Source organism: Tropicibacter alexandrii (genome assembly GCF_003667315.2).
In the GTDB taxonomy this organism is placed as follows: domain Bacteria; phylum Pseudomonadota; class Alphaproteobacteria; order Rhodobacterales; family Rhodobacteraceae; genus Tropicibacter; species Tropicibacter alexandrii.
Genome location: NZ_RCTZ02000027.1, coordinates 1 through 21,021, shown reverse-complemented (window position 1 = coordinate 21,021; position 21,021 = coordinate 1). Strand labels below are relative to the sequence as shown.

Here is a 21,021-nt window from a genome sequence, read left to right as displayed (position 1 = left end):
TCTGCCCCCGCCGCCCTTCGGGTCGGCCCCCCGCGGTATTTCCGGCCAGAAGAAACCACTGGGCGCAGGGGCGGGCAGGGCGGGGTCGATCCCCGCCCCGGCTTTGGATCAGGCGTTGACGTCGACGACGACGCGCCCCTTGACCTGCCCTTTCAGGATGTCCTTGCCCAAGGCGGGCAGGTCGGACAGGGTCGCGGGCTGCACCATCGCGTCGAGCTTGTCCATCGGCAGGTCCTGCGCGATGCGGGACCAAGCGCGCACGCGGTTGTCATAGGGCTGCATGACGCTGTCGATGCCCAGCAAGTTGACCCCGCGCAGGATGAAGGGCGTGATCAGCGCGCCCTCGATCGCGGCACCGCCAGCCAGACCGATGGCCGCCACGGATGCGCCATAGTGCATCTGTTTCAGCACGCGGCCCAGCATCGCACCGGCGACCGCATCGACGCATCCGCCCCAGGTCTCGGCCTCAAGCGGCTTGCGGGTGACTTCGGTCAGCTCGTCGCGGGCGACGATCTGCGTGGCGCCGAGGTCGCGCAGGTAGGCCTCCTGTTCCGGGCGACCCGTCACGGCCGCCACCTCGTGGCCGAGCTTGGCGAGGATCGCGGTTGCGACCGAGCCGACGCCGCCCGCAGCCCCGGTCACCAGAACCGGGCCATCCTTGATGCCCTGATCCTCCAGCGCCATGACCGCCAGCATCGCCGTGAAGCCCGCCGTGCCGACAGCCATCGCCTGACGTGTCGTCAGACCGTCGAGCAGCGGCACCAGCATATCGGCCTTGACCCGCGCCTTTTGCGCATAGCCGCCCCAGCGGTTTTCACCGACGCGCCAGCCGGTCAGCACGACCTTGTCGCCGGGCTTGTAGCGGTCGTCCGAGGACTCCTCGACCGTTCCGGCAAAGTCGATCCCCGGCACGTGCGGGTAGTTGCGAACCAAGCCGCCGCCCGGCCCGATGCACAGCCCGTCCTTGTAGTTCACGGTCGAATAATCGACCGCCACCAGAACCTCGCCGTCGGGCAGTCGATCGACACTGATCTCTTGCACGCTTGCGCTTGTCTTGCCTTCATCGTCTTTTTCGACCAGCAAAGCCTTGAACATGATGTTCTCCTCAGTTCCAGAAAGTTTCCTTGACGGTGGCATGGCGTAACCCGTCGGGGGCCTGCACCGTCAGTTCCGTGCCGTCGTCCCAATGGGTCATGCGGACCATGCCGATGGCCACGTTGGTTCCGAAATCCGGCGACCACGCCGCCGAGGACACGCGGCCCACGGGTGTCGTCCCGGCCAAGAGCGGCCACCAGCGATCCCATAGCGGCACCGGCGGGCCGTCGATGGCAATGGCCCGGATCTGCTTGACCGGGCCTTCCTTCGCGACCCGCAAAAGCGCGTCCCGTCCGATACATCCGATGGCCGTCTGCGTGTTGCAGAACTTGCCCAGCCCGCATTCATGCGGCGTGTTGTCGTCGGTCATATCGTTCCCGTAGGACAACAGCCCGCTTTCGATGCGCTCGATCAGGTTGGGGCAGCCCGCGTGCACATCCATCGTCTTTCCCGCCTCCATCAGGGCATTCCACAGCGGCATACCCAAGTCGCTGCCTTCGACATATATTTCGAAACCGCCCTGTTTCGAGTAACCCGACCGGGCGACCACCACGTCGTGGCCCTGAAAATCGAGATGCGCAAACCGGAAGAACCGGATGTCGCGCACCGCGTCACCGAACACCGCCGCCATCAGGTCATCGGCCCGCGGGCCCTGCACCGCCAGCGGCGAAACGTCCGGTTCGTCCACCAGCACGTCAAGGCGATAGCCATAGGCCAGCCCCTTGATCCAATAGAGCAGGTCGCTGTCGGCGATGGAAATCCACCAGCGGTCTTCCGCCAGTTTCACCGCCACCGGGTCGTTCAGCATGCCCCCGGTCTCGTCGACGATGGGGACGTAGTAGCACTGCCCGGGCAGCATCGGCCGCAGGTCGCGCGGCGTCAGCAGTTGCACAAGCCGCCCGGCATCGGGACCGCGCAGTTCGACCTGACGCTCGCAGGCCACGTCCCAGACCTGCACCGCCTGCTTGAGGTGGTGGTAATCCTCCTCGACCGACCGGAAGACGGTCGGCAGCAGCATGTGGTTGTAGACGGTATAGGCCTTTACCCCGGCGGCCTCGACGCCGTCGGAAAAGGGGGTGCGCCGCAGGCGGCGCGACGGGGAAATCAGGGCCATCGCGGCTCTCCTGAACAATGGGTTGATGTGGTCAGCGCGGCCCGTGCCAGTCGATCTGGCAGATCTCGGCCGAGCGCCCGTCGAAGTCCCAGACCCGTCCAAAGGCCCGCACGCGGCCTTTGGTCGCCGTGGCCACTGTGATGTCCGGCCCCATCCAGTATTTCGTGTTGGTCACGACGATGTCGTTCCCGTCAGCCCCCGGTACGGGCACGATCTCACCCTGAATCTTCTTGCCGACCATCAGGCGGCGGGCATTGCCCTCGGTCTCGAAGACCACGGGCGCGCGCTCGGCCCCGAGGAATTCCGATACCAGCACCGAGAACAGACCCGTCGTGCCCCGCGCCTTGCCCGAGAAGATGGCGACCAGCGCCTCGTAGGCGTCTTCGCTGGCGCGCTCGTCGATATAGGCCGCCGCTTTCCAGTTGCCGCGCGCCATCAGGCCGGGGATTTCCAGCATCAGGCCAACATTGAGCCCGGACAGATCGGTATCGCCATAATGGCCTTCGTCGATCCGCACGCCGGACCAAGCCTGACAATAGCCCTCGGTCGGCGGGTGCTGGCCCAGCGAGACGACGCAGGGGCAGAAGACCGTGCAGTTGCAGTTCAGGATCAGTTCGCCCTTGATCGCCCAAGGGGTCTCGCCCGGTGTGTCGAAAGCCATGTGGTTCCTCCCTTACATGAATGCCGTGATTGCGCCCGACGCGATCAGCACCACGCCCAGCGGCTTGGTGATCCTGCGGCCCAGGTCCGGCAGCTTCTCCAACAACATCAGCACCATGGCCAACGCCATGAAGCCCAGATTCATCACGCCGCCGACCCAAGCCAGCGCCATCAGCGCCCAGCAGCAGCCGAGGCAGTCCATTCCCAGTCGCAGCCCGTTGCGGAACGGGCCCTCGTCCCAGTGCTGCATGAAGAAGGTCAGCGGCGCGCGGCAGCGCGACAGGCAGGCCTCCTTGAGGGTCGAGAATTGGTAAAGCCCCGCGCCCACCAGCAGCGCCGCGCTGAACAGCGGCACCCGGCTGGTGCCCAGCGTATCCAGCAGCCCGGCGCGGGTCAGGACGGTCTGGCCCAACGCGGCCAGAACGGCAAAGCCCAGCCAGATCAGCAGGTAACCCGCGACGAGGTGGCCAAAGCGCGTCGCCGTCTGCGATCCGAGGTCCTCGTAGGTGGCAAAGGCGGGCAGCGCCGTGGGGGCCATCATCGCGCCGCTCATCAGCGCCCACATGGTCAGCGTCGACCAGAACCCACCCGACGGCGCGCACAGAGTCTCGACCAGCGCGCGGGCATAGCTGTCACCGGCGGGAACGGCCATGGCGATGAGCGCCGCCCAGGCCAGCAGCACCGCACCGAACAGCGCCAGCCAATGCGGCCCTCGCATCGCCCTGATCCGCCGTGCCAGCACGCGTCCTCTCCCTTGCCCGAGACTCACTTCCCTGCTACAAATGTCAGACAATTAAATGTCTGACAATTGAAAATGTCCAAACCCGATCTGTCCACGGAAATTGCCCGCACCCTGCGCGAGGATATCGTCGCGGGGCGGCTTGTCGCCGATGACCGCCTGCCATCCGAGGCCGATCTGGCCGAGCAATACGGCGCCTCGCGCGCGACGATCCGCGAGGCGTTGAAGCGGCTGGCCGCGCAGAACCTGATCCGCACGCAGCGCGGCGCCTTTGGTGGTGCCTTCGTCGCGCGGCTGGACTGGGCCGAGGCGCAGGCGCAGCACGCCACCATGTCGACGCTGCTGATTTCGATGAACGAGGTGGATTTCGCCACCGCCTGCCACGCGCGGTTCGCGCTGGAACGGGCCTGTGCCGCCACCGCCTGCCAAAACCGCGAGGCCGCGCATCTCGACCGGATGCGCGCCGAGCTTTCGATTCAGGCCCGGCCCGGCCTCTCCGACGAGGCGTTCTGCGCCTCGGACGTGACCTTTCACCGGGCCTTTGTCGATGCCACCGCCAATCCGATCCTGTCTTACCAGCTGGCGGGGGCGATCGAGGCGCTGCAACCTTTGATGAACATGATCACCTACACGGCCCGGTCGCGGGATGAAATCCTGCGCATCCACGGCGATCTGCTGCACGCGGTCGAAGCCCGCGACGCCGCCGCCGCCGAGGCCGCCCTGACCCGGCTGGAAACCTACACGACCGGCGTCGGAGAGGGCCTGATCCTCAGCCGGCACGCCGCCCGCAGCGGTCAAAGCGCCTAGCGAATCGTGTAGCTGCCGAACCGGTATTCCACCCCGGAGGACAGGGCACCGGACATCCGGCCCGCGTCCAGCTCGCCCACGACACGGCGCAGCGCGTCCTTCAGCGCGGTCTGGTCGGCAAAGGGGCGCTGCGGGCACAGATAGCCGATGCGATGCGTGCCCTTTTCATCCTCGGGAAGGACGACCAGTCCGTACTGCCCCCCGGCAGAGATCTGATACCGCACCTGCCCCGCGCCGATCTCCATCTTCTGAAAGATGTCCAGCGGCAGCGGCGCCACCTGTTGCGTCGGCGACAGGTTCAGGAAGGTCGGCGTGCAGGTCGCAGGCATGTCCGCCACCAGCGACAGTTCGTCACCGACGGCCAGCATCTCCGGGAAATGCGAGAAGGTGTAGGGCGCGGGCTGTGCCCCGCCCTCCGCGTCGGGCACCGCCGCCTTCAGCACCTGCGACCGTTCGAGAATCATCGACATCGGTATGCCAAAATTGATGCCGACGCGCTTGTTGCCAGAGTTGTGCAACCCGATCACCTGCCGCGCTGAACTGTCGATGATGGGCGAGCCCGAGTTCCCCCCCAGCGTGTCGCAGGTATGGCGCAGGCGATTGCCCTCCAGTGGCGTGGCCGCATCGGCACGACAGCCCTCGCGGCTGATATGCTGCGACTTGCCCTGCGGATGGCCGATGATCCAGAACGGCATCCCGGCCTCGACCGGCGCATCGGTGATCGGCAACATGCCGTACTTGGCAGACGGGTTTCCCTGCACCTCCAGCACGGTATAGTCGAGCTCCTTGTCGGTCTCGACCGGTTCCGGGTTGACCGCAAAGCTCTCCGCCTCTTCGTCCAGACCCGGTGTCACGAAGCCCGCCAGAAAATCCACCGAGACGATGCGCGTGGCGTTCATCTTGGGGTGATCCAGCACGCCCGGCACGCAGTGATGGTTGGTGACGATATAGCGTTCCGAGACGATCCACGCGGTACAGGGCGCATTGCCCGCATCGGTCAGGATGTTCAGCTTGCCCACGGCCCGCCCCAGCTTGCGAAAGTCGGCGGAGGGGGAATAGGTGTTGATCGGCTCGTTGGCATAGGCGTCGATCTGCACCTCGTCCTCCGTATCCGGCCAATAGGCGGCGGGCCCCTCCTGCGCGAGGGCTTGCCCGGTCAGCAAGGCCGCCAGACTACAGGCGGCGATCATTTGGCGCATCATGACTCGATCCTTTCCACGCGGCATTGTCGCGACGGCGAAACCCGCGGCAAGTCGGGTATCCCTGCCCCTTGATGCCAAGAAAACCGTCTTTGCGAAAGTGGATCGACCGCGCAGGATGGGCTAGCATGGGGAAAATTGCACGGGAGATATCCGATGACCCATCGCGCCCTTTTCGCCGCCCTGCTGGTCGCCCTGTCCGGCGCAGCCCATGCGCAAGCGACGATTTCGCTAGATTCCTTTGACCTGAATGCCCCCGAGCCCGCTGCCGAACCGGCGACGGAGGCCGACGCCATGCGCAATTGCATCGTCGATCCCGCCGCCTGCGACAGCAAGGAATTCGGCGGCGGCGCGGCGATCAGTCTGGATGATGTGGTCAATCTGGGCGTCGTCGACCGCTCTGCGGTCAAGGACAAGCCACAGCAGGCCCAGACCGAGCCGCTGCCCTCGATCGATCTGGAAATCCTGTTCGCCTATGACAGCGACCAACTGAGCCCGGAGGCGCAGGGTAAACTTGCCCAGCTGGCGCAGGTGCTGCGCGACCCGCGTTTCGGCGATGCGACCCTGCTGTTCCTTGGCCATACCGACGGGGTCGGATCGGCCGCCTACAATCAGGCCCTGTCGGAACGGCGCGCGCGGGCCGTGGCCTCTTATGTGCGCAACGTGCTGAACCTGCCCTATGGCCGGATCGAGGCGCGCGGCATGGGTTTCAGCCGGCTCAAGACCCCCGCCTATCCCGAAAGCGCCGCCAATCGGCGCGTACAACTGGTGCTGGTGGACCGCTGAAAACCAAACCTTTCCCGAGCATCCCGCGTTTCCCCTGACTGGACAATTTTACGACATGGACAGCTTTCGCCAGATGGACGAAACAGCCAGCGCGGCAAAAGCGAAAAGAGTCGACTCTTGCCATATTGCCGCCACAAATACATGCGGCTGGGGGCAAGGGGCATCATGCGGATCACGATCATTGTCAGCGATTTTCCGAAGGTGACCGAAACCTTCGTGCTGGCCAATGCCCTGCATTACCTGGAGGCCGGACATGACGTGTCGGTGTTCCACCTCAAACCCTTCCGCCACGGCGAAGTGGTACACGACCATGCCCGTTCGGTCGTCGAGCGCGGTTTCACCTTTGGCTGGCTGGACGGCGCCAGCCTGTGCGGGTTGGCTTGGGCGCTGGGGCGACCGGGCCGGTTTGCCCGGGTTCTGGGGCGGCTGACAGGCGCATTCTGGCGCGAACCCAAACGGCTGGCGGCCTCGCTGGCGATCGTGCCGAAATCCTGCGCGCTGGCGCGGCAGGCGGCAGGCGACGGCACCGGGCATCTGCATGCGGAATTCGCGGGCTATCCGGCCACTGCGGGCTGGATCGTGGCGCAACTGACCGACCTGCCCTTCAGCTTTTCGGCACATGCGCATGACATCTTTCTCACGCGGTCGCTGCTTGCGGAAAAGGCGCGCGCGGCACGCTTCGTGCGCGCGATCTCCGAGTTCAACCGCCGCTACCTTGCAGCGATCCCCGGCTTTCCGGCAGACAAGATCGAGGTTCTGCGCTGCGGGGTGACCCTGCCCGAAGCGACCGAGGTCCCGCCGCCTGCGCGCCCGTGCCGGATGCTGTTCGTCGGCGCGCTCTTGCCCCGAAAGGGCGTGGACGACCTGCTGAACGCTTTGCCGCTGGTGGGCGACTGGCCGATCGATCTGGACGTCATCGGGACCGGGCGGCTTGATCCCGACCTGCGGGCACAGGCCGAGGCCCTTGGGATCAGGGCCACCTTCCACGGCGCCCAGCCCACGGCAAAGGTCCGGCAAAAGATGCGCTCCGCCCATATGGTGGTCGTGCCCTCGAAAGAGGGCGCGGGCGGGCGCTCCGAGGGTATTCCGGTCGTGCTGATGGAGGCCATGTCCGAAGGCCGCCCCGTCATTGCCAGCCACCTGTCCGGCATCCCCGAACTGGTCGAGCACGGCGTCACCGGGCGGCTGTGCAAGCCCGGCAATGTGGCCAGCCTCGCCGGGGCGATCCGCGACGCGCTGGAAGATTGGCCCGAAACGGTCGCCATGGCCGCACGTGGTCGCACGCGCGTGGTCGAACACTATGACATCCAGAAGAACGCCGCCGCGCTTCTGGACCGGATCACGGCGGAGGGGGCGTGATGGTCTGGGTGTTGATCCTGTCGCTGGCCTTGGTCGTCTACGTCATCGCGGGTTACCCGCTGCTGCTCTTGGCGCTGTGGCGGCTTAAGGGGCGGCGCGCGGTGCCGGACAGCGTGGCGCCGATGCAGGTCGATTTCCTGATCCCCGCCCATAACGAAGCGGCGATAATCAAGGCGAAGATCGAAAACTGTTTCGCGTTGAGCAACAGTTTTGGCCATGACCTGCGCGTGACCGTCGTCTCGGACGGGTCGAACGATGCCACGGTCGAGATCGCGCGCAGCATCGACGACCCGCGCCTGACGGTGACCGAGACGCCGGGGCGGCTGGGCAAGCTGGGTGCCTTGAACATGGCGCTGGAGCGTCTGACCGGCGATGTCGTCGTCTTCTCCGATGCCAACGCCCTGCTGTCGCACAGCACGCTGGATGCGCTGAGCCGCCATTTCGCCGACCCGAAGGTGGGCGGCGTCTGTGGCCAGATCACCATCGACGAGGATGAGGATGGCGCGATTGCCAAGGCCGACGGCGCCTATTGGCGCTACGATCAGGCGCTGAAACGCGCCGAAAGCGATCTGGGCGGCACCGTCTCGGCCCAAGGGTCGATCTACGCCATTCGCCGACAGCTGACCGGGCCGATCCCGCCCGGCGTTGCGGATGATTTCCTGATGTCGGTGCGGGTCGTGGATCAGGGCTACCGGCTGGCGTTCGAGCCCCGCGCCACCACGCGCGAGGCCGTCACCGAACGCGCCGGTGACGAGATGGCCCGGCGTATCCGGTCCACCGAAATGGGCTGGCGTGGCTTGATGATGATGCGGCATCTGATGAACCCGTTGGCGACTGGCCTTTATGGCTGGCAATTGTTGTCGCACAAGGGCTTGCGGCGGCTCGTGCCGCTCTTCCTCACGCTGGCGTTTGTGGCGAATCTGTTCCTGATCGGTCAGAATTGGGCGCTGACCGTTTTGGGGCTGGGGCAGATCGCGTTCTACGTGCTGGCCGCCCTTGCATGGGCCGTGCCGCCCCTGCGCCGGTTGCCGGGCGTGGGGAAGGTGCTGTTCTTCGTGCTGGGAAACCTCGGAATGGCACTTGGGCTGGTCGCCTACCTGCGCGGGCGCAAAAGCTCGGTCTGGACACCTGTGAGGGCATGACATGAAACGAATTTTTGTCCTTGGCCTGCAACGCTCCGGCACGACTTGGCTGGCGAACATGCTGGCAGCGCTGCCCGATGTCGCCGCCATTCAGGCCGAAGAGCATCGCGGCGTGCATGAAAGCATCTTCTTCTCGCATTTCGCGCGCGCCTTCGGTGACTGGCACGACCTGCCCGCGCGGCACCGCTTTCTCGAAGCCTTCCGGCAGTCGGACTACTTCCAGCTCAGCGAACTGGAGCCGGAACTGCTGGATGAGTTTTCCGACACCAAGTCCAGCCACGAAGAGGTGTTTCTCGCGATGATGGACCTCTATGCCGAGGTCAACGGCGCCGATGCCTGGGTCGAGAAATCGCCGCATCACACCTTTTTCGCCCACGAGATCGCCGAGGCCGCGCCCGATGCGCTGTTCCTGATCGTGCAGCGCAGCATTCCCGATCTCGTGCGCTCGCGCCTGTACGGGTTCAAGCGCAGCCTGCGCTGGCCGCCGATGCGCTGGCTCGACGTGGCCCGGGGCGCATTGGCCGCAAAACACGCCGAACGCGAGATGATGGCCTTTGCCGAGAACAATCCGCAGGCCATGGTTGTCCGCTACGAGGAACTGGTCAACGACGATGACCTGATGGTGCGCGAGGCGATCATCGATTTCCTCGGGCTCGACGCTTATCCCGACGACATGGTCAGCCACTACGATGCGAACAGCAGCTTCTCCGGCGCGCGCAAGGCTCTGGGGCCGGTGTCGCGGACGGTGCTGGCGGTGGCAGCGGGGGTGGGCGCGCTGCTGCCCATGGCCGTCTTGCGCCGGATGCGCGAGAAGCGGGATGAAAAGCGGGGCATCGACTGGCCGCATTGGGCATGGGCACAGACCGGTTTCGACCCGCGCAGCGCCGAAGCCGGCGCGCCGCGGATCATTCTAGACTAGGGCGCGAAACAGCGCGGCGTGGGCCTCGGCAGAGGCCTCGACGGTGTAGGCCGCGGCGGCGTCCCGGGCCTTGTCCGCCGCTTGGGTCCGGGCGTCCGGATCGGCGGCGAAGTCCGACAGGGCCCGGCCCAGTGTCTCGGGGTCGCGGGAGTCGATCAGCCGCCCGGCCTGACCGCCCTGCAACAGAAGGCGCGGTCCAAACGGACAATCGACCGACAGCACGGGAACACCCGCCGCCTGCGCCTCGACGATGGCATTGCCGAAACCCTCGACCTGCGAACTGCACAGGAACAGGTCGGCCTGTGCCAGCGCCCTTGGCACGTCCCGCGTCACCCCCGGCATCGAGAGATTGCGGGTGATTTGCAACTCTCGCGCCAATGCCATCAGAGCGTCGCGTTCCTCCCCTTGCCCCCACAAGGTCAGATGGGCCGCTGGGTCACTGCGCAGATGGACGGCAAAGGCCCGCAGCGCGAGGGCAAAATCCTTGTCCGGCGACAACCGCCCCAGCGACACGAAGCGCCGAGCTTGCGCAGGTTGCGGGCGCGGCGCGGCCAGCGCGTCGATCGCCGGGTTGGGCAGCACATGGCAGGGCGGACAGCGATGGCCCAAAAGCGCACGATGTTCGTCGAGGATCGGCTGGGTCGGGGCCACCACCGCCGCCGCCCGGCCATAGAGCGCCCGCATCAGCGCGCGGCGCTGACCGGGCCGCTTGCGGCTGTCAAGGAACGGGCCGAGCGGGATATGCTCCCCCACCACGATACGCGGCGCGCGCAGGCTTTGCCGCGCGGCCAGCAGGGCCGCGATGTTCAGCGCGTTGGTGGCGGTGTATATCACATCGACCGGGTGCCGCCGCCATGCCTTGGCCAGCGCGCGCGACGTGCCCAGCATGCCCCGGCCACCCAGATCGACAACCGCCTGCCCTTCGGGCAAAGCGCGCAACAGGTCACCCTTGAGATGTTGCAAAAAGAGGACGGTGCGAATGCCCCGCGCCCGCAAGGGCGCCAGCAGGCGCACGGTGTTGCGCTCGACCCCGCCGGTGTCCAGATGGGCAAGGCAGAACCCGACGGTCAGGTCTTGTGTCACAGTCTATTCGGCGGGGCCGCTGATGCCGTAAACGCCATCCGCCTGTTCGGGCCGCGCATCGCTTAGGCGGGCCTGACGGCGCACGGGCCGCGGCGGCACGACCGGATCGCCCAGCAGGTAGCGCGAGATGTAGTGACGCGCGACGTCATTGGCGGGGACGATGCGATGGGTGTTGTTGCCTTCGGCGGTGACATCGACCCGAGCCTTGCGCTTGCCACCATCGCGGGTCGTAATCACCAGCGTGGCTGCGCCGTTCAGATAGCCTTCGGCCAGCACAAGGTGGCTGCCATCGAACGACACCACGTCATGGGCGCGTTGCTCGGGGCCAACCAGTTCCAGCGCCCAGTTCGTCGCGAGGGCGGCGTTGTGACGCCGTTCCAGCGTGGGCATGACACGCCACGCGATAAGCCGCGCCGATTTCACCAGCACCTCGAAGCCGACGCGCACGATGATGCCCAACTCGTTGCGATAGTTCACGTGGCTGCGGCACAGCATGTAGTTCAGCTTTGACCGCAGGCGCTTGGCCGAACCGTGGCACATATAGGCCTGCGTATGGCCGATCAGGCCGGGCCGCACCGCGTAGCGCACCGCGTAGTTGGGGTTGTCCGCCTCCTGCAAGGCGGCCATCGCGGGGCGTACGGGGCGCGGTCCGATGACGTTCATGTCGCCACGAATGATGTTGAGGATCTGCGGCAGCTCGTCCAGACGCGATGCGCGCAGGTATTTGCCCAGCGGCGTTTCCAAATTGCTGCCCTCGGGCAGGACTTGGTTGCGGGTCAGAAGCGCGGCCTTGCGGCTGTCGAGCGTGCGGAACTTGAGGATCTTGAAGGGCTTTCGGTCACGCCCCAGCCGTTCACCGGCATAAAAGATGCCGGGGCCTTGGGTCAGCAACAGCGCAAGGCCGATCACCACGAAAAACTGGATGGTCAGCGCCAGCAGGATCAGCCCCATGACAAGGTTGTAGGCGCGATGCAGGCGCTCGCTGCGCGGCAGGAAGCCAGAGGAACAGGACAGCACGACGGGTTGGCGCAGAGAGGCACCTTGCACCGGATTGGTCGCAAAGCGGGACACGGAATGATTTTCGGCAGAGTAAGATTGAACAATATGTTTCATAAGAATCGTTATCTCGCCCAAGACTGCCCAGAAGTTGCCATAATTTCGCCAGATTTGACAAGGGCTTCGCGGAATAACCCGACTCAAGCTGGCAATATTAAACCCTTTTGTTTCAGCAATTTTGCCCATTTGGGGCGTTTGTTTCGCTTTTGGAAACAGAGCGTCATGCCTGCAAATCGGGCACGTCCTTGACGCGGGCGTTGACGATGAACAGGGCTCCGGACAGGGCGGGCAGAAGCCACGTGTACTTGTTGTACTCGTTCGGCAGGAACAGACAGGTCAGGAAGTAGGCGGCCATTCCGTAGCGCATCGCCACCGCCAAGGCGGCCATGTCGAGCGATGCAGGGGCGGACGACACCGCACGGCACAGCCGGAAGGCCGACAGGATCAGCGCGGCGAAGATGCCGAAACCAAGCAACCCGTATTCCACCGCGACCGACAGGTACATGTTGTGCAACTGCCGCCCCGACAGCGTCCGTCCCGGCAGGTAGCGGTATTCCGGATCGGTGAAATCCTCGAAGAAATTGCCCGGCCCGATGCCGAGGATCGGGTTCTGCCACAGCAGTTCCATCCCGATCACGTTGTAGGTCAGGCGTCGGCCCAGCGTCCAGTCTCCGCCACCGCCGAACATGGTGCCCAATCGCGCCCAGTATTGGTCCGGGATGAAGGGCAGCATGGCGACGAAGCCGATGACCGCCAGCACGAAGGCCGGACCGAAATAGCGCGACCGCCCGTGACGCACGGCCAGCGCACAGCCGACGATGCCGTAGACCAGCGCGGCGGAGCGGGCAAAGGACAGGATCACCGCCAGCGTGCCGATCCCGGCAGCCAGCATGAACCACTTGCGATGACGCGGGCTTTCAAGCGCATGGACCAGCGCGATGATCGTCCCGGTCAGCAGCATGGTCGCCGCCGTGGTCGGATTGGCCTGCGACGCGCCCGAGGATCGGTCGAACCCGCCCGATGTCCGCGCGGTCGTTGCGGCCTCGGTCGTCGAGACCAGCGTGGTGTTCAGCATCACGTCGAGGATCAGCACCAGCCCCGACACCGCCGAGGCCAGCGCCAGCGCCCAGATCGCCCAAGTGATCTGCCGCTCGGTGCGCAACGTCATCAGGACGAGAAAGACCAAGAGCGCGATCGTGAACAGGCGCCCTCCCCAGTCGATGGCCACGGATCGGCTGTCGGCGAACAGGATTGCCAGCGACCAGACCATCAGGAAGACCAACGTCAACTGCGCGATCGGCGATCGGACCGCGTCGCGCAGATGGCCTTGCATTCGATGCGCGTTCAGAATGATCGACAGGAAGGTCAGCGCGGTGAATATCTTGAACCCCGAAACCGGGCTGGCGCGAAAGATCATGTCCGACAGACCGTCGAGATAGGACATCAGGATCAGCACCATCATCCCCGCTTCGGGGCGGATGACCACGGCGGCGGCCAGCGCGATCGCGACTGGCAGGGCCACGGCGACCAGCGGCTCTCCGGCCATCGCCGAGAGCAGCGTGACCAGCGCCGCCAAAAGGCCCAGCGCAACGGGACCCAAGGGCGAGGCCCCGGTCAAATCCGTCTCCCGAAGCGCGGAAACTGGCCGGACAGGCGGCGTCGCGCGCTGGCCGCCCAGCTGATCGGAGACCACAACAGGTTGCCCGCCGCGATTTCGACCCGTGCGCGAAACACCAGCAGTTCGACCCAAAGCGGCGCAAAGCCCGCGGCATGATCGTGGACATGGGTGCGAGAGACGGTCTCGACCGGGCGATTGCCCGGATTGTCCTGCCGCCCGCCAGTGAAATGGGCAAAGCCCACGGCACGGGCATCGGCCAGCGCCGCGTCGGACACGCGATCGAAAGGCCAGCAGAAATCGACGACCTCGCGCCCAAGCAAACGGGACATGAGGCTGCGCGCGGCGGACAGGTCGGCCCGCACACGGGCACTGCGCTGCGCCTCGGTTTCCTGCCCCTGCGGCGTCAACAGGCGGGCCACGAGGACCGACTGAGAGTCCGGGATCGGGGTGATGCCGGGGGGCGCCTGTTCGAACCAGCGCGCCTTGTTGCCCGGCATGTAGTACCACAGATGCGCGGTTTCAGGGCCCCATGTCGCCGGATCGCGCGCCATCATCGGGCCGGGAACCGGACCCAGAACGTGATCCTTGCCATGGCATCCGATCTTGAACAGACCATCACCGTCCATGGCGCGCAGTTCCTCGGCATTCATGTAGCCTCGGGTGGTGTCCGCGCCGCGCACCCCCTGCGACGGGTCGATGAAATCGGTCGAGGCGAACACCGTCGCCGGAAAGCCCAGTCGCTCGAGGCAGGGCCGCGCATGCACGAAGACATTGTGATAGGCATCGTCGAAATGCAGCGCCAGTTGCCGCTTGCGCGGGTCCAGCTGGCCGCCGAACAGGCGGTCATCCGGCACGACTTCCCAGCCGGTGCGGGCCAGCGTTTCCATCTGGGCCCGAAAGACCTCGGGGCGGACCGCGACATTCGCGCCCCAAGGCAGCCACGACGCATCGGGCGTGACCGCGTGATAGACGATCACCGGCACGCTGCGGCGGCGCGACAACGCCCAGAGCGTCCCCGCCCCCAGAACCGCGCCAACGGCCCAATGACCGCGCAGGATCAACAGCACTGCCCCCGAAAGCACCACAACGCCCGCGACGACGCGGGCGTAGCGGATATGCTTTCGGTCGAGCGCCATGGCCTAATCCCACAACATGAAGAGCGGGCGGCGCGGGTGTTCGCGCCCGACGCTGAGCAGCGTGGACACGTCCACGTCGTCCTGCTCGTTGGGGCGCATCACCACGACCACCGCGCCGTCGGGCAGGTCGTCCCAATCCTTGATCGCATAGATCGGACCGGCGGCGGTGATCCGCAGCGGTTGATCGTTGAAGCCCCAAGCCACCGACCGTTTGGCCACCTCGCCAAGGAAATTGCGGACCTTCATCAATTCGTCCTGATCGACATAGCCGGTCACGAGGATCTGCCCGCTGGACCACGCCTTGTCGACGCTCATCCGCTGGCCGAACACCTCGGTAAAGCGTTTCATCTTGCGAGCGCGCCCGCCCTTGGTCAGGACGCTGTCGGCGTGCGGCAGCGCGCGTTCGCCCGCGACGTTGACCAGATCGTTGGTGGTGCGGATGCGCGCACCAAAGATGTCCTGAAGCACGGCGATCAGGAACACGAACAGCCCGCCTGCAATCGTCGCCATCACCGTGTTGACGAAGACCTTGGGCGAGGATGGGTAGACCGGCACCGAGGCGGGCGAGACGATCTGCACCTGATTGGCCCGCACCTCTTCGCCCAGTTCGAAGGTCAACAACTGCTCGCGCAGGCTGGTCAGGTCCACCTGCACCGCTTCGAGGTCCGAGGCGAGGTTGTCGAACGCGGCCTCGCGGCTGGACAGGGCCGACAGGCGTTCGGACAGCTCAGCGATCTGTTCCGTGCGGAAGGTGATCTGCTGTTCGAGACTGTCGAGTTCCTCTGCGATGTTGCGCGCCGGGCCACGGTCGCGGCTGCCGCTCTGGCCCACCAACTCATCCAGCTTCGCCTCTTGGATGCGGCGCTGCATGCGGTTGTCGTTCAACTGCAATTCAGTCTCGCGCAGGGTCAGCATCAAAAGCTCCGACTGCCGGCGCAGGTCGGAAATGTCATACTGGCTGCGCAGGGCATCCCGTTGGTCGAATAGGTCCTGCAGGTCCGCCTCGCGTTGGGCGATGCGTTCACGCACGAGGTCCGCCGCCCGCGAGGTTTCGGACTGAAACTCGGTGCTGGCGATGTCGATATAGGATTCCGAATGGACGTTGGCGATCTGCGCGGCGAGGTTCGGATCCTCTTGTGTGACCGTCAGGCGCAGGATGTACGACCCCTCGACCACGTCGATCTCAAGCGACTCGATGAGGGCATTCAGCGCGTTGCGCTCATCGGACACCGGACGGTATTCGCCATAGTTCAAGCGGGTCCAGGTCTTCCACAGCCATAGGCGAAATCGGCTGACGGCGCTGGGAGCCGCCGGTGCGGCAACCTCGCCGGTTTCGGCGGCCAGCTTGTCCAGCGTGGCCTGCGCGATCGGCGGCGACAGCAAGCGTTCCACATGGGTCTGCGCGATGATCGTGGCCGGGTTGAACTGGCTCCGCCCGAGGAATTCCCGGTTGAAGGACAGCGCCTCTTCTGAGGGCTGCATGTTCATCACCACGGTTGCCTTGTAGGACGGGCTTTTCTGCAGGATCAGCGTCGACAGGGCAAATGCCGCCAGTCCGGCCACCAGCATCCCGATCAGGATGCGCCACCGGTACAGGGAAAGCAATTCGCGGTAATGGCCAATCATGGTTGGCGGTTCCTTTTCAATAGTGGCGACAACCCCGAACCGGTCAGCGCAATAGCCTCGTCCGGACACGTATCCGAAAGGGTCGCCACCGGCGCAAGCTGCGCGGTTCTTGTCGCTGCGTCAAGAATGCAGACGGCAAAAGGTGAGGTATGGCAGGTGTCCGTCGGCAGGACCTTTGCAGGCTGCCCGAAGGCTGCGCAAATCGTGCCGTCGCGCGTGTCTATGGCGAACTGGCGCGGGCCAAGCCGGACGACCGGCCCCCCGTCGGACAGCAACGAACCCAGCAGACGGTAGCCGACCACGCCGGGTTTTTCCGACATGTCGGCGTGATGGAGCGGTGTGTTGCGGTTGGAATAGCTTGTCTTCAGCCGGTCATTCAGGCCGAACCACAGGCAGACCTGCCCCCCCGCCGCCAGCACGCCGAGGTTACGCTCCAGCACCGCGGCAAAGTGGCGGTGGCCGCTATAGGCCGTCCCGTAATCGGTGGTCGGCCCACCGCATTCCGAGGACAGCACGGGCTTGCCGGTGCGCTCCGCCAGCCACGCCAGCCGCAGCGCGTCGCGGGTTTCCGGGCCGTAAAGGTGCGCATCGGCAATATCGAAGGGCGCCGCGTCCAGTACCGTGTTCAGCCGCGCCACCATCGCGCGCCAGCGCGGCGCGTCAAGCTCGGCCCGGGTGACCACCGTGCGCGCGGTCTCGGACCACTCTTGCCGGATCTCGAAATCCGCAAGGCCGTCGGCCAGCAGCGCAATGTCCATGTTGAAGGCCGCGATGCCGCCCAGCACGACCGGCATGTCCGCATCGGCGCGCTTGACCGCGTCATAGGTGGCGCGCAGGAAATCGACCAAGGCGGCGTCCGTCCCGGCCCAGCCGCCGGAGCGGTTCTTCGGGCCGAGGAATTCGTTTGCGGTCTGAACATACAGTGCGGGGCGGATCAGGCCGGGCATATCGGCCTCGCCATCGCCGTCATACCGTTCGACCACGGCTTGGACGAAGCCCTGCCACCGCTTCAGGTCTTTTGGTTCCCCGTTGCGGACCTGCCCGGTGAAACGGGCAAGGCGGCGATGGTTGGAATCGAGGGTGATGAACGGCGCGATCCCCTGCGCGCCCAATGCCCGGATGCGATAGTCCAGCCCCGAGAAATCATGGCCACCCGCCTCGATCCGCCCCCAAGAGGCGGGCACGCGGACCACGCCCATACCCATCGCCGAGAGGGCCGGGTAGGCTTGCGCATCGTCCGTGGGAAAGGCGAGCCCAAGCCGGTCAGTCTGGCGGGGCGCCTGCTGCCAGACATCCTCCAGCACCCCGCCGGCGGCCGCCAGCGGGAGAAGTGACAGAACCAAGACCCGGATCAGCCCCCCAAGCATGGTTAATGAACCTGCCCGCGTTTGAGACGCGGGGAAAACAGCCGCATTCCGCCCCCTTACAGATCAGGTGATTGCGCGATGAATAGGGGCGTTATACGGTGCCCCGGCGCTGGCGCGAAGCGTAAACAAGTCATTGTGTCGCTTAAGAAAACAATGGCTGAGATGGCGGGCGATTACATGTCTCCTCGGGAACGAAATTCGCTGATTTCGGTGCTGCGCGTGCTGGCCTTGCGCGGAATCGGTGTCGTTCTGGGAATCGCTTCGGCCTTCCTTCTGGCGGTGTTCCTTGGTGCATCGGCCATCGTCGACGCCTATTTCTTTGCCCGGCGGACCATCGGATCGGTGCAGTCGATCTCGGATGTGCTGATCGAGACGCTGATGGTGCCCAGCCTTGTCGCCCATGCCCGCAAGGATGGCGCCGCGTCGCTGCGCGGACTGTCGCGGCGGCTGGAATGGGTCACATTCGCGGTCGCGGCGGTGATCTGCACCGTTCTGGCGCTGGCCGCCGGGCCGGTCGTCGATACGCTGGCGCCGGGCCTCGCCCCGGAATCGCGCGGCCCCGCAATGCTGTATTTCGCGATCCTGCTGATCACCATCCCGATCACCCTGATCGCCGCGATCAAAAGCGCGACCCTGCTGGCCCTGCGGCACTTCTCGCGGCCCGCAATGGCACGGCTGCTGCCGCGACTGGCGCTGGTGGCGGTGCTGCTGCTGGTGCCGCTGGGGGTCGACCTGAGCTGGGCCGTAGTGGCCTTTGTCATCGGCAACGCCCTGATGCTGCTGATCTTCTTCCGACTGGCCGAGCGCGCCCTGTCGCAAGCGCCAGCCGCGCCGATCCCCGAAGGCAAGCGTCGCATCGGCCTGTCGGCGGGCCACGGCGTGGCGATCATCATCTTTGCCATCGGCACGTTGATCGAGACCACTCTCGACACCTATTTCGCCTCGCTGGCCGGGGTCGGGGCGCTGGCGGTGCTGACCATCGGGCAGCGTATCTCGAATGTCGGCGCCAGCGAGCTGAACCGCTCGCTGCTGGCTGTCTACTACACCAACTTCGCCGAATACGCAGCCGAAGGGAACCGTCTCGCCTTTGCCCGCGAGGTCACGACAGCGATGCGGTCAGGCCTGTTTTTCCTGGCTCCGCTCGGCTTCTACCTGTTCGCACTGGCCGAGCCGCTGTGCCGCGTCCTGCTGGATTTCGGGGCCTTCGACGATGCGGCGCTGGCCTTGACCGCGCAGGTCGTGGCGCTTGTCGCCATCGCGACCGTGCTGCGCAGCCCGGTGGCGGTGATCGAAAATGCCGTCCTGTCGGACATGTCGGCGCGGCACATCCCCTTTGCCACGCTGTCCATCGTCCTCGGCCTGGCCGCCCGGATCGGCGTGGCGTTGACGCTGCTGCCGTCGCTGGGTCTGCTGGCGGTGGTCTGGTCGGCCATTGCCAGCACGGCGGTCAAATTGGCCCTCGGGATGATCTGGCTGCGGATCGAGGGGCTGCGCCTTGCCGCCGCCGACCTGCGCCGGATCGCGGTCGTGCTTGGTCTGGGCATGGCCGCCGCCGCGCTTGCGGGCGGGCTGGTGAGCCTGCTGGGCGATGCGCCGCGCGGCGTTCTAGCGCTGGCTCTTGTCGGTGCCAGCGCCGCGAGTTTTGCCGCCTATGTCGCGGTCGCGGCACGGGTCGGCGTGCCCGAAGCGGGTTGGCTCGGCGACGCCCTGCGCCGCAAGTTGTCCCGCTAGGTTCCGCCGGTCAGCACCCAGAACACCGGGAACAGCAGCACCGTACACAGCAAGGTAAAGCCGAGATTCCAGCCGAATGTCAGCCTGCGGCCCGGGATGCCCGAGGCGCGCTCGATCACCAGCACCACCGTGGCAAAGGGCGAGAAGGTCATCGACAATGCCCAGCCGCAAGAGATCGAAAAGGCGATCAGCGTGACGTCCGCCGGCAGGCTTGGCAGCGCCGCAAAGAGCGATCCGAAGAACACCGCCATCATGGTCGGCGACAGCGCCAGCAGGCTGAAGATCGACAGCGCCGGCGGCAGCATCGCCAGCAGCAACCAGTCGGGCATCGTCTCCAGCCCAAGGATACGGGCAAGGTCCGCCGCGGGAACCTGCCCCGCCGCCATGCGCCCGATGAACCCGGAACAGGCCAGCGTGATCGCCACGTTGACCGAACGTGGCAATTCGTCGAGCGCGATGGTGCGCAATCGCCCGAGAGCCTGTCGCGGGGCTTGCGCCATCACCCAGCCGACGACCATGATCGGGCAGGACAGAAGCAGCCCAAGGACGACGGTTTCTCCGCTCAGCCAAGCAAACCCGGCGACCAGCGCGAAAAAGCACAGGACGGTGATGCCGAAGTTGCGCGCCGCTTCGCCGGGCAGCGCCATCGTGGGCCGCTTTCCGGGGGCGCGGGCACTGCGCCAGCGCAGCTTGTCCTCGATGCCGCCAAGCACCAGCACAAGGGCCGACACCAGAAGGCCGTAGCCAACCCACGCCGCGCGATCGACGCCCGGCAGAACGGCCATCACGGCCAGCGGCGCGATTGCGGTGGGCGACCACGTCACCGACCAAGCGAAGCCGCGCATCAAGGCGCTGACCTGCCGCCGTTCCCGGATCGGGTTCAACGGGTCATCGGGGCCGAGACGCGCGATGCCCTTCTGGATCAGGGGGACGATCAGGCTGACGATGCCGATATTGAACAGCAGGGCCAAAAAGCCCGTCCCCACGTTCAGCACGTAGTAGCGCCGGCCGGGCGGCTGTCGCGTCAGGTACTCGCCCAGCACGGCGACCGACGGCGAACGGGCCGCCGCCGCGTTCAGCAGGCCCAGCAGCAGGATGAAGGCCATCAGGAAACTGGCCGAATCGAGTGCTCCGGACAGCTCGGTCCACGGATCGCCAGAGCGCAGCAAGGCGGCGACGGTCAGCGCGATACTGAGCGCGATCAGATAGACCTCGCGCAGGGTAAGACGGCGCAGAGCCAAGAGAATGGTGAGGCAGACCGCCCCCCAGGCAAGATGCTGGAGGCTGTCGGAGCGGGTGGCTCGCGCGGCGATTTCGAATGCGGCGACCGCGAGCAGGGAAAGTGCGAGAAAACGTTGCGTGATACAGGTTCCTTGAAGGGGGGCGAGGTTTCCCCCGCCCTGCGCCATGTGGCGCTTTGGGTCAGGCCCAGTCGACGGGCAGCAGCGCGTCGGGGAGGTTCTGGTAGCAGACCGGGCGCAGGAAGCGGCGGATCGCAAGCGTGCCGACGCTCGTCGCGCCGAAATTCGTGCTCGCCGGGTACGGCCCGCCATGCACCATCGCATCCGCCACCTCGACCCCCGT

18 protein-coding genes and 1 pseudogene are annotated in these 21,021 nt (G+C 65.9%); 6 read left to right on the top strand and 13 right to left on the bottom strand.

The features are described 5' to 3' along the window. Nucleotides 1–108: 108 nt before the first annotated feature. From D8Z78_RS21960 to D8Z78_RS21945, 4 genes are read right to left on the bottom strand one after another with little or no spacing between them, the layout of a single operon-like run. Nucleotides 109–1,095, bottom strand: coding sequence for an MDR family oxidoreductase (locus D8Z78_RS21960; protein WP_121630455.1), 987 nt, complete (start codon nt 1,093–1,095; stop codon nt 109–111). Nucleotides 1,096–1,105: 10 nt separating this feature from the next. Continuing rightward, entirely contained in the window at nt 1,106–2,209 is a 1,104-nt protein-coding gene (locus D8Z78_RS21955) for a dimethylsulfoniopropionate demethylase (protein WP_121630454.1), read from the bottom strand. 31 nt (nt 2,210–2,240) lie between these two features. Continuing rightward, a complete protein-coding gene (locus D8Z78_RS21950) occupies nt 2,241–2,870 on the bottom strand; it encodes a DUF1326 domain-containing protein (RefSeq protein ID WP_121630453.1) in 630 nt (209 codons plus the stop codon). Nucleotides 2,871–2,882: 12 nt separating this feature from the next. Beyond that, entirely contained in the window at nt 2,883–3,611 is a 729-nt protein-coding gene (locus tag D8Z78_RS21945; protein ID WP_420824335.1) for a DUF2182 domain-containing protein, read from the bottom strand. A gap of 72 nt (nt 3,612–3,683) precedes the next feature. On the opposite strand from D8Z78_RS21945, the gene D8Z78_RS21940 reads away from it, so the two are divergent. Further along, on the top strand, nt 3,684–4,415 hold the full coding sequence (locus D8Z78_RS21940) for a FadR/GntR family transcriptional regulator (protein ID WP_121630451.1): 732 nt from the start codon (nt 3,684–3,686) through the stop codon (nt 4,413–4,415). On the opposite strand, the gene D8Z78_RS21935 is transcribed toward D8Z78_RS21940, so the two are convergent. Then, a complete protein-coding gene (locus D8Z78_RS21935; RefSeq protein ID WP_206169724.1) occupies nt 4,412–5,617 on the bottom strand; it encodes a trypsin-like serine peptidase in 1,206 nt (401 codons plus the stop codon). The two genes, D8Z78_RS21940 and D8Z78_RS21935, sit on opposite strands and share 4 nt — an antisense overlap. Nucleotides 5,618–5,770: 153 nt before the next feature. Here D8Z78_RS21935 and D8Z78_RS21930 point away from each other — a divergent pair, with 153 nt between their 5' ends. From D8Z78_RS21930 to D8Z78_RS21915, 4 genes are all read left to right on the top strand, one after another. Next, nucleotides 5,771–6,400, top strand: a complete 630-nt coding sequence (locus tag D8Z78_RS21930; RefSeq protein ID WP_121630449.1) for an OmpA family protein — start codon at nt 5,771–5,773, stop codon at nt 6,398–6,400. 165 nt (nt 6,401–6,565) lie between these two features. Then, a complete protein-coding gene (locus D8Z78_RS21925; RefSeq protein WP_164933061.1) occupies nt 6,566–7,759 on the top strand; it encodes a glycosyltransferase family 4 protein in 1,194 nt (397 codons plus the stop codon). Next, complete coding sequence (locus D8Z78_RS21920; RefSeq protein ID WP_121630447.1) at nt 7,759–8,901, top strand: glycosyltransferase family 2 protein; 1,143 nt, start codon at nt 7,759–7,761, stop codon at nt 8,899–8,901. Before D8Z78_RS21925 ends, D8Z78_RS21920 begins: the two co-directional genes overlap by 1 nt. 1 nt (nt 8,902) lies before the next feature. After that, the gene (locus tag D8Z78_RS21915) at nt 8,903–9,820 is read left to right on the top strand and encodes a sulfotransferase family protein (RefSeq protein ID WP_121630446.1); all 918 of its coding nucleotides are present in this window, start codon (nt 8,903–8,905) and stop codon (nt 9,818–9,820) included. Here D8Z78_RS21915 and D8Z78_RS21910 read toward each other — a convergent pair. The 6 genes from D8Z78_RS21910 to D8Z78_RS21885 form a co-directional block, all read right to left on the bottom strand. Then, nucleotides 9,812–10,903 carry a glycosyltransferase gene (locus D8Z78_RS21910; RefSeq protein ID WP_121630445.1) on the bottom strand — a complete coding sequence of 364 codons (1,092 nt, stop codon included), beginning with the start codon at nt 10,901–10,903 and terminating at the stop codon, nt 9,812–9,814. The genes D8Z78_RS21915 and D8Z78_RS21910 overlap by 9 nt on opposite strands. A 3-nt stretch (nt 10,904–10,906) precedes the next feature. Further along, on the bottom strand, nt 10,907–11,974 hold the full coding sequence (locus tag D8Z78_RS21905; protein WP_164933060.1) for a sugar transferase: 1,068 nt from the start codon (nt 11,972–11,974) through the stop codon (nt 10,907–10,909). 205 nt (nt 11,975–12,179) lie between these two features. After that, a complete protein-coding gene (locus D8Z78_RS21900; protein ID WP_121630443.1) occupies nt 12,180–13,577 on the bottom strand; it encodes an O-antigen ligase family protein in 1,398 nt (465 codons plus the stop codon). Further along, complete coding sequence (locus D8Z78_RS21895; RefSeq protein ID WP_121630442.1) at nt 13,574–14,713, bottom strand: polysaccharide deacetylase family protein; 1,140 nt, start codon at nt 14,711–14,713, stop codon at nt 13,574–13,576. The genes D8Z78_RS21900 and D8Z78_RS21895 overlap by 4 nt, the downstream gene beginning before the upstream one ends. 3 nt (nt 14,714–14,716) lie before the next feature. Then, nucleotides 14,717–16,339, bottom strand: a complete 1,623-nt coding sequence (locus D8Z78_RS21890; RefSeq protein ID WP_121630441.1) for a GumC family protein — start codon at nt 16,337–16,339, stop codon at nt 14,717–14,719. Continuing rightward, nucleotides 16,336–17,706: a hypothetical protein gene (locus tag D8Z78_RS21885; RefSeq protein ID WP_121630440.1), complete on the bottom strand. Its 1,371-nt coding sequence runs from the start codon at nt 17,704–17,706 to the stop codon at nt 16,336–16,338. Before D8Z78_RS21885 ends, D8Z78_RS21890 begins: the two co-directional genes overlap by 4 nt. Nucleotides 17,707–17,859: 153 nt before the next feature. On the opposite strand from D8Z78_RS21885, the gene D8Z78_RS21880 reads away from it, so the two are divergent. Then, nucleotides 17,860–19,437: a lipid II flippase MurJ gene (locus D8Z78_RS21880; RefSeq protein WP_164933059.1), complete on the top strand. Its 1,578-nt coding sequence runs from the start codon at nt 17,860–17,862 to the stop codon at nt 19,435–19,437. On the opposite strand, the gene D8Z78_RS21875 is transcribed toward D8Z78_RS21880, so the two are convergent. Both D8Z78_RS21875 and D8Z78_RS25130 read right to left on the bottom strand, forming a co-directional pair. After that, nucleotides 19,434–20,678, bottom strand: coding sequence for a hypothetical protein (locus D8Z78_RS21875; RefSeq protein WP_128910889.1), 1,245 nt, complete (start codon nt 20,676–20,678; stop codon nt 19,434–19,436). The genes D8Z78_RS21880 and D8Z78_RS21875 overlap by 4 nt on opposite strands. Nucleotides 20,679–20,859: 181 nt before the next feature. After that, nucleotides 20,860–21,021 (bottom strand): annotated as a pseudogene (locus tag D8Z78_RS25130) (aldehyde dehydrogenase (NADP(+))); the annotation flags it as partial.

Excerpts from the sequence above, each read along its gene's own strand:
- D8Z78_RS21880 (WP_164933059.1), top strand. The coding sequence starts at position 17,860 with ATGGCTGAGATGGCGGGCGATTACATGTCTCCTCGGGAACGAAATTCG.
- D8Z78_RS21885 (WP_121630440.1), bottom strand. The coding sequence starts at position 17,706 with ATGCTTGGGGGGCTGATCCGGGTCTTGGTTCTGTCACTTCTCCCGCTG.
- D8Z78_RS21940 (WP_121630451.1), top strand. The coding sequence starts at position 3,684 with ATGTCCAAACCCGATCTGTCCACGGAAATTGCCCGCACCCTGCGCGAG.
- D8Z78_RS21955 (WP_121630454.1), bottom strand. The coding sequence starts at position 2,209 with ATGGCCCTGATTTCCCCGTCGCGCCGCCTGCGGCGCACCCCCTTTTCC.
- D8Z78_RS21925 (WP_164933061.1), top strand. The coding sequence starts at position 6,566 with ATGCGGATCACGATCATTGTCAGCGATTTTCCGAAGGTGACCGAAACC.
- D8Z78_RS21890 (WP_121630441.1), bottom strand. The coding sequence starts at position 16,339 with ATGATTGGCCATTACCGCGAATTGCTTTCCCTGTACCGGTGGCGCATC.
- D8Z78_RS21915 (WP_121630446.1), top strand. The coding sequence starts at position 8,903 with ATGAAACGAATTTTTGTCCTTGGCCTGCAACGCTCCGGCACGACTTGG.
- D8Z78_RS21920 (WP_121630447.1), top strand. The coding sequence starts at position 7,759 with ATGGTCTGGGTGTTGATCCTGTCGCTGGCCTTGGTCGTCTACGTCATC.
- D8Z78_RS21930 (WP_121630449.1), top strand. The coding sequence starts at position 5,771 with ATGACCCATCGCGCCCTTTTCGCCGCCCTGCTGGTCGCCCTGTCCGGC.
- D8Z78_RS21950 (WP_121630453.1), bottom strand. The coding sequence starts at position 2,870 with ATGGCTTTCGACACACCGGGCGAGACCCCTTGGGCGATCAAGGGCGAA.
- D8Z78_RS21895 (WP_121630442.1), bottom strand. The coding sequence starts at position 14,713 with ATGGCGCTCGACCGAAAGCATATCCGCTACGCCCGCGTCGTCGCGGGC.
- D8Z78_RS21960 (WP_121630455.1), bottom strand. The coding sequence starts at position 1,095 with ATGTTCAAGGCTTTGCTGGTCGAAAAAGACGATGAAGGCAAGACAAGC.
- D8Z78_RS21935 (WP_206169724.1), bottom strand. The coding sequence starts at position 5,617 with ATGATGCGCCAAATGATCGCCGCCTGTAGTCTGGCGGCCTTGCTGACC.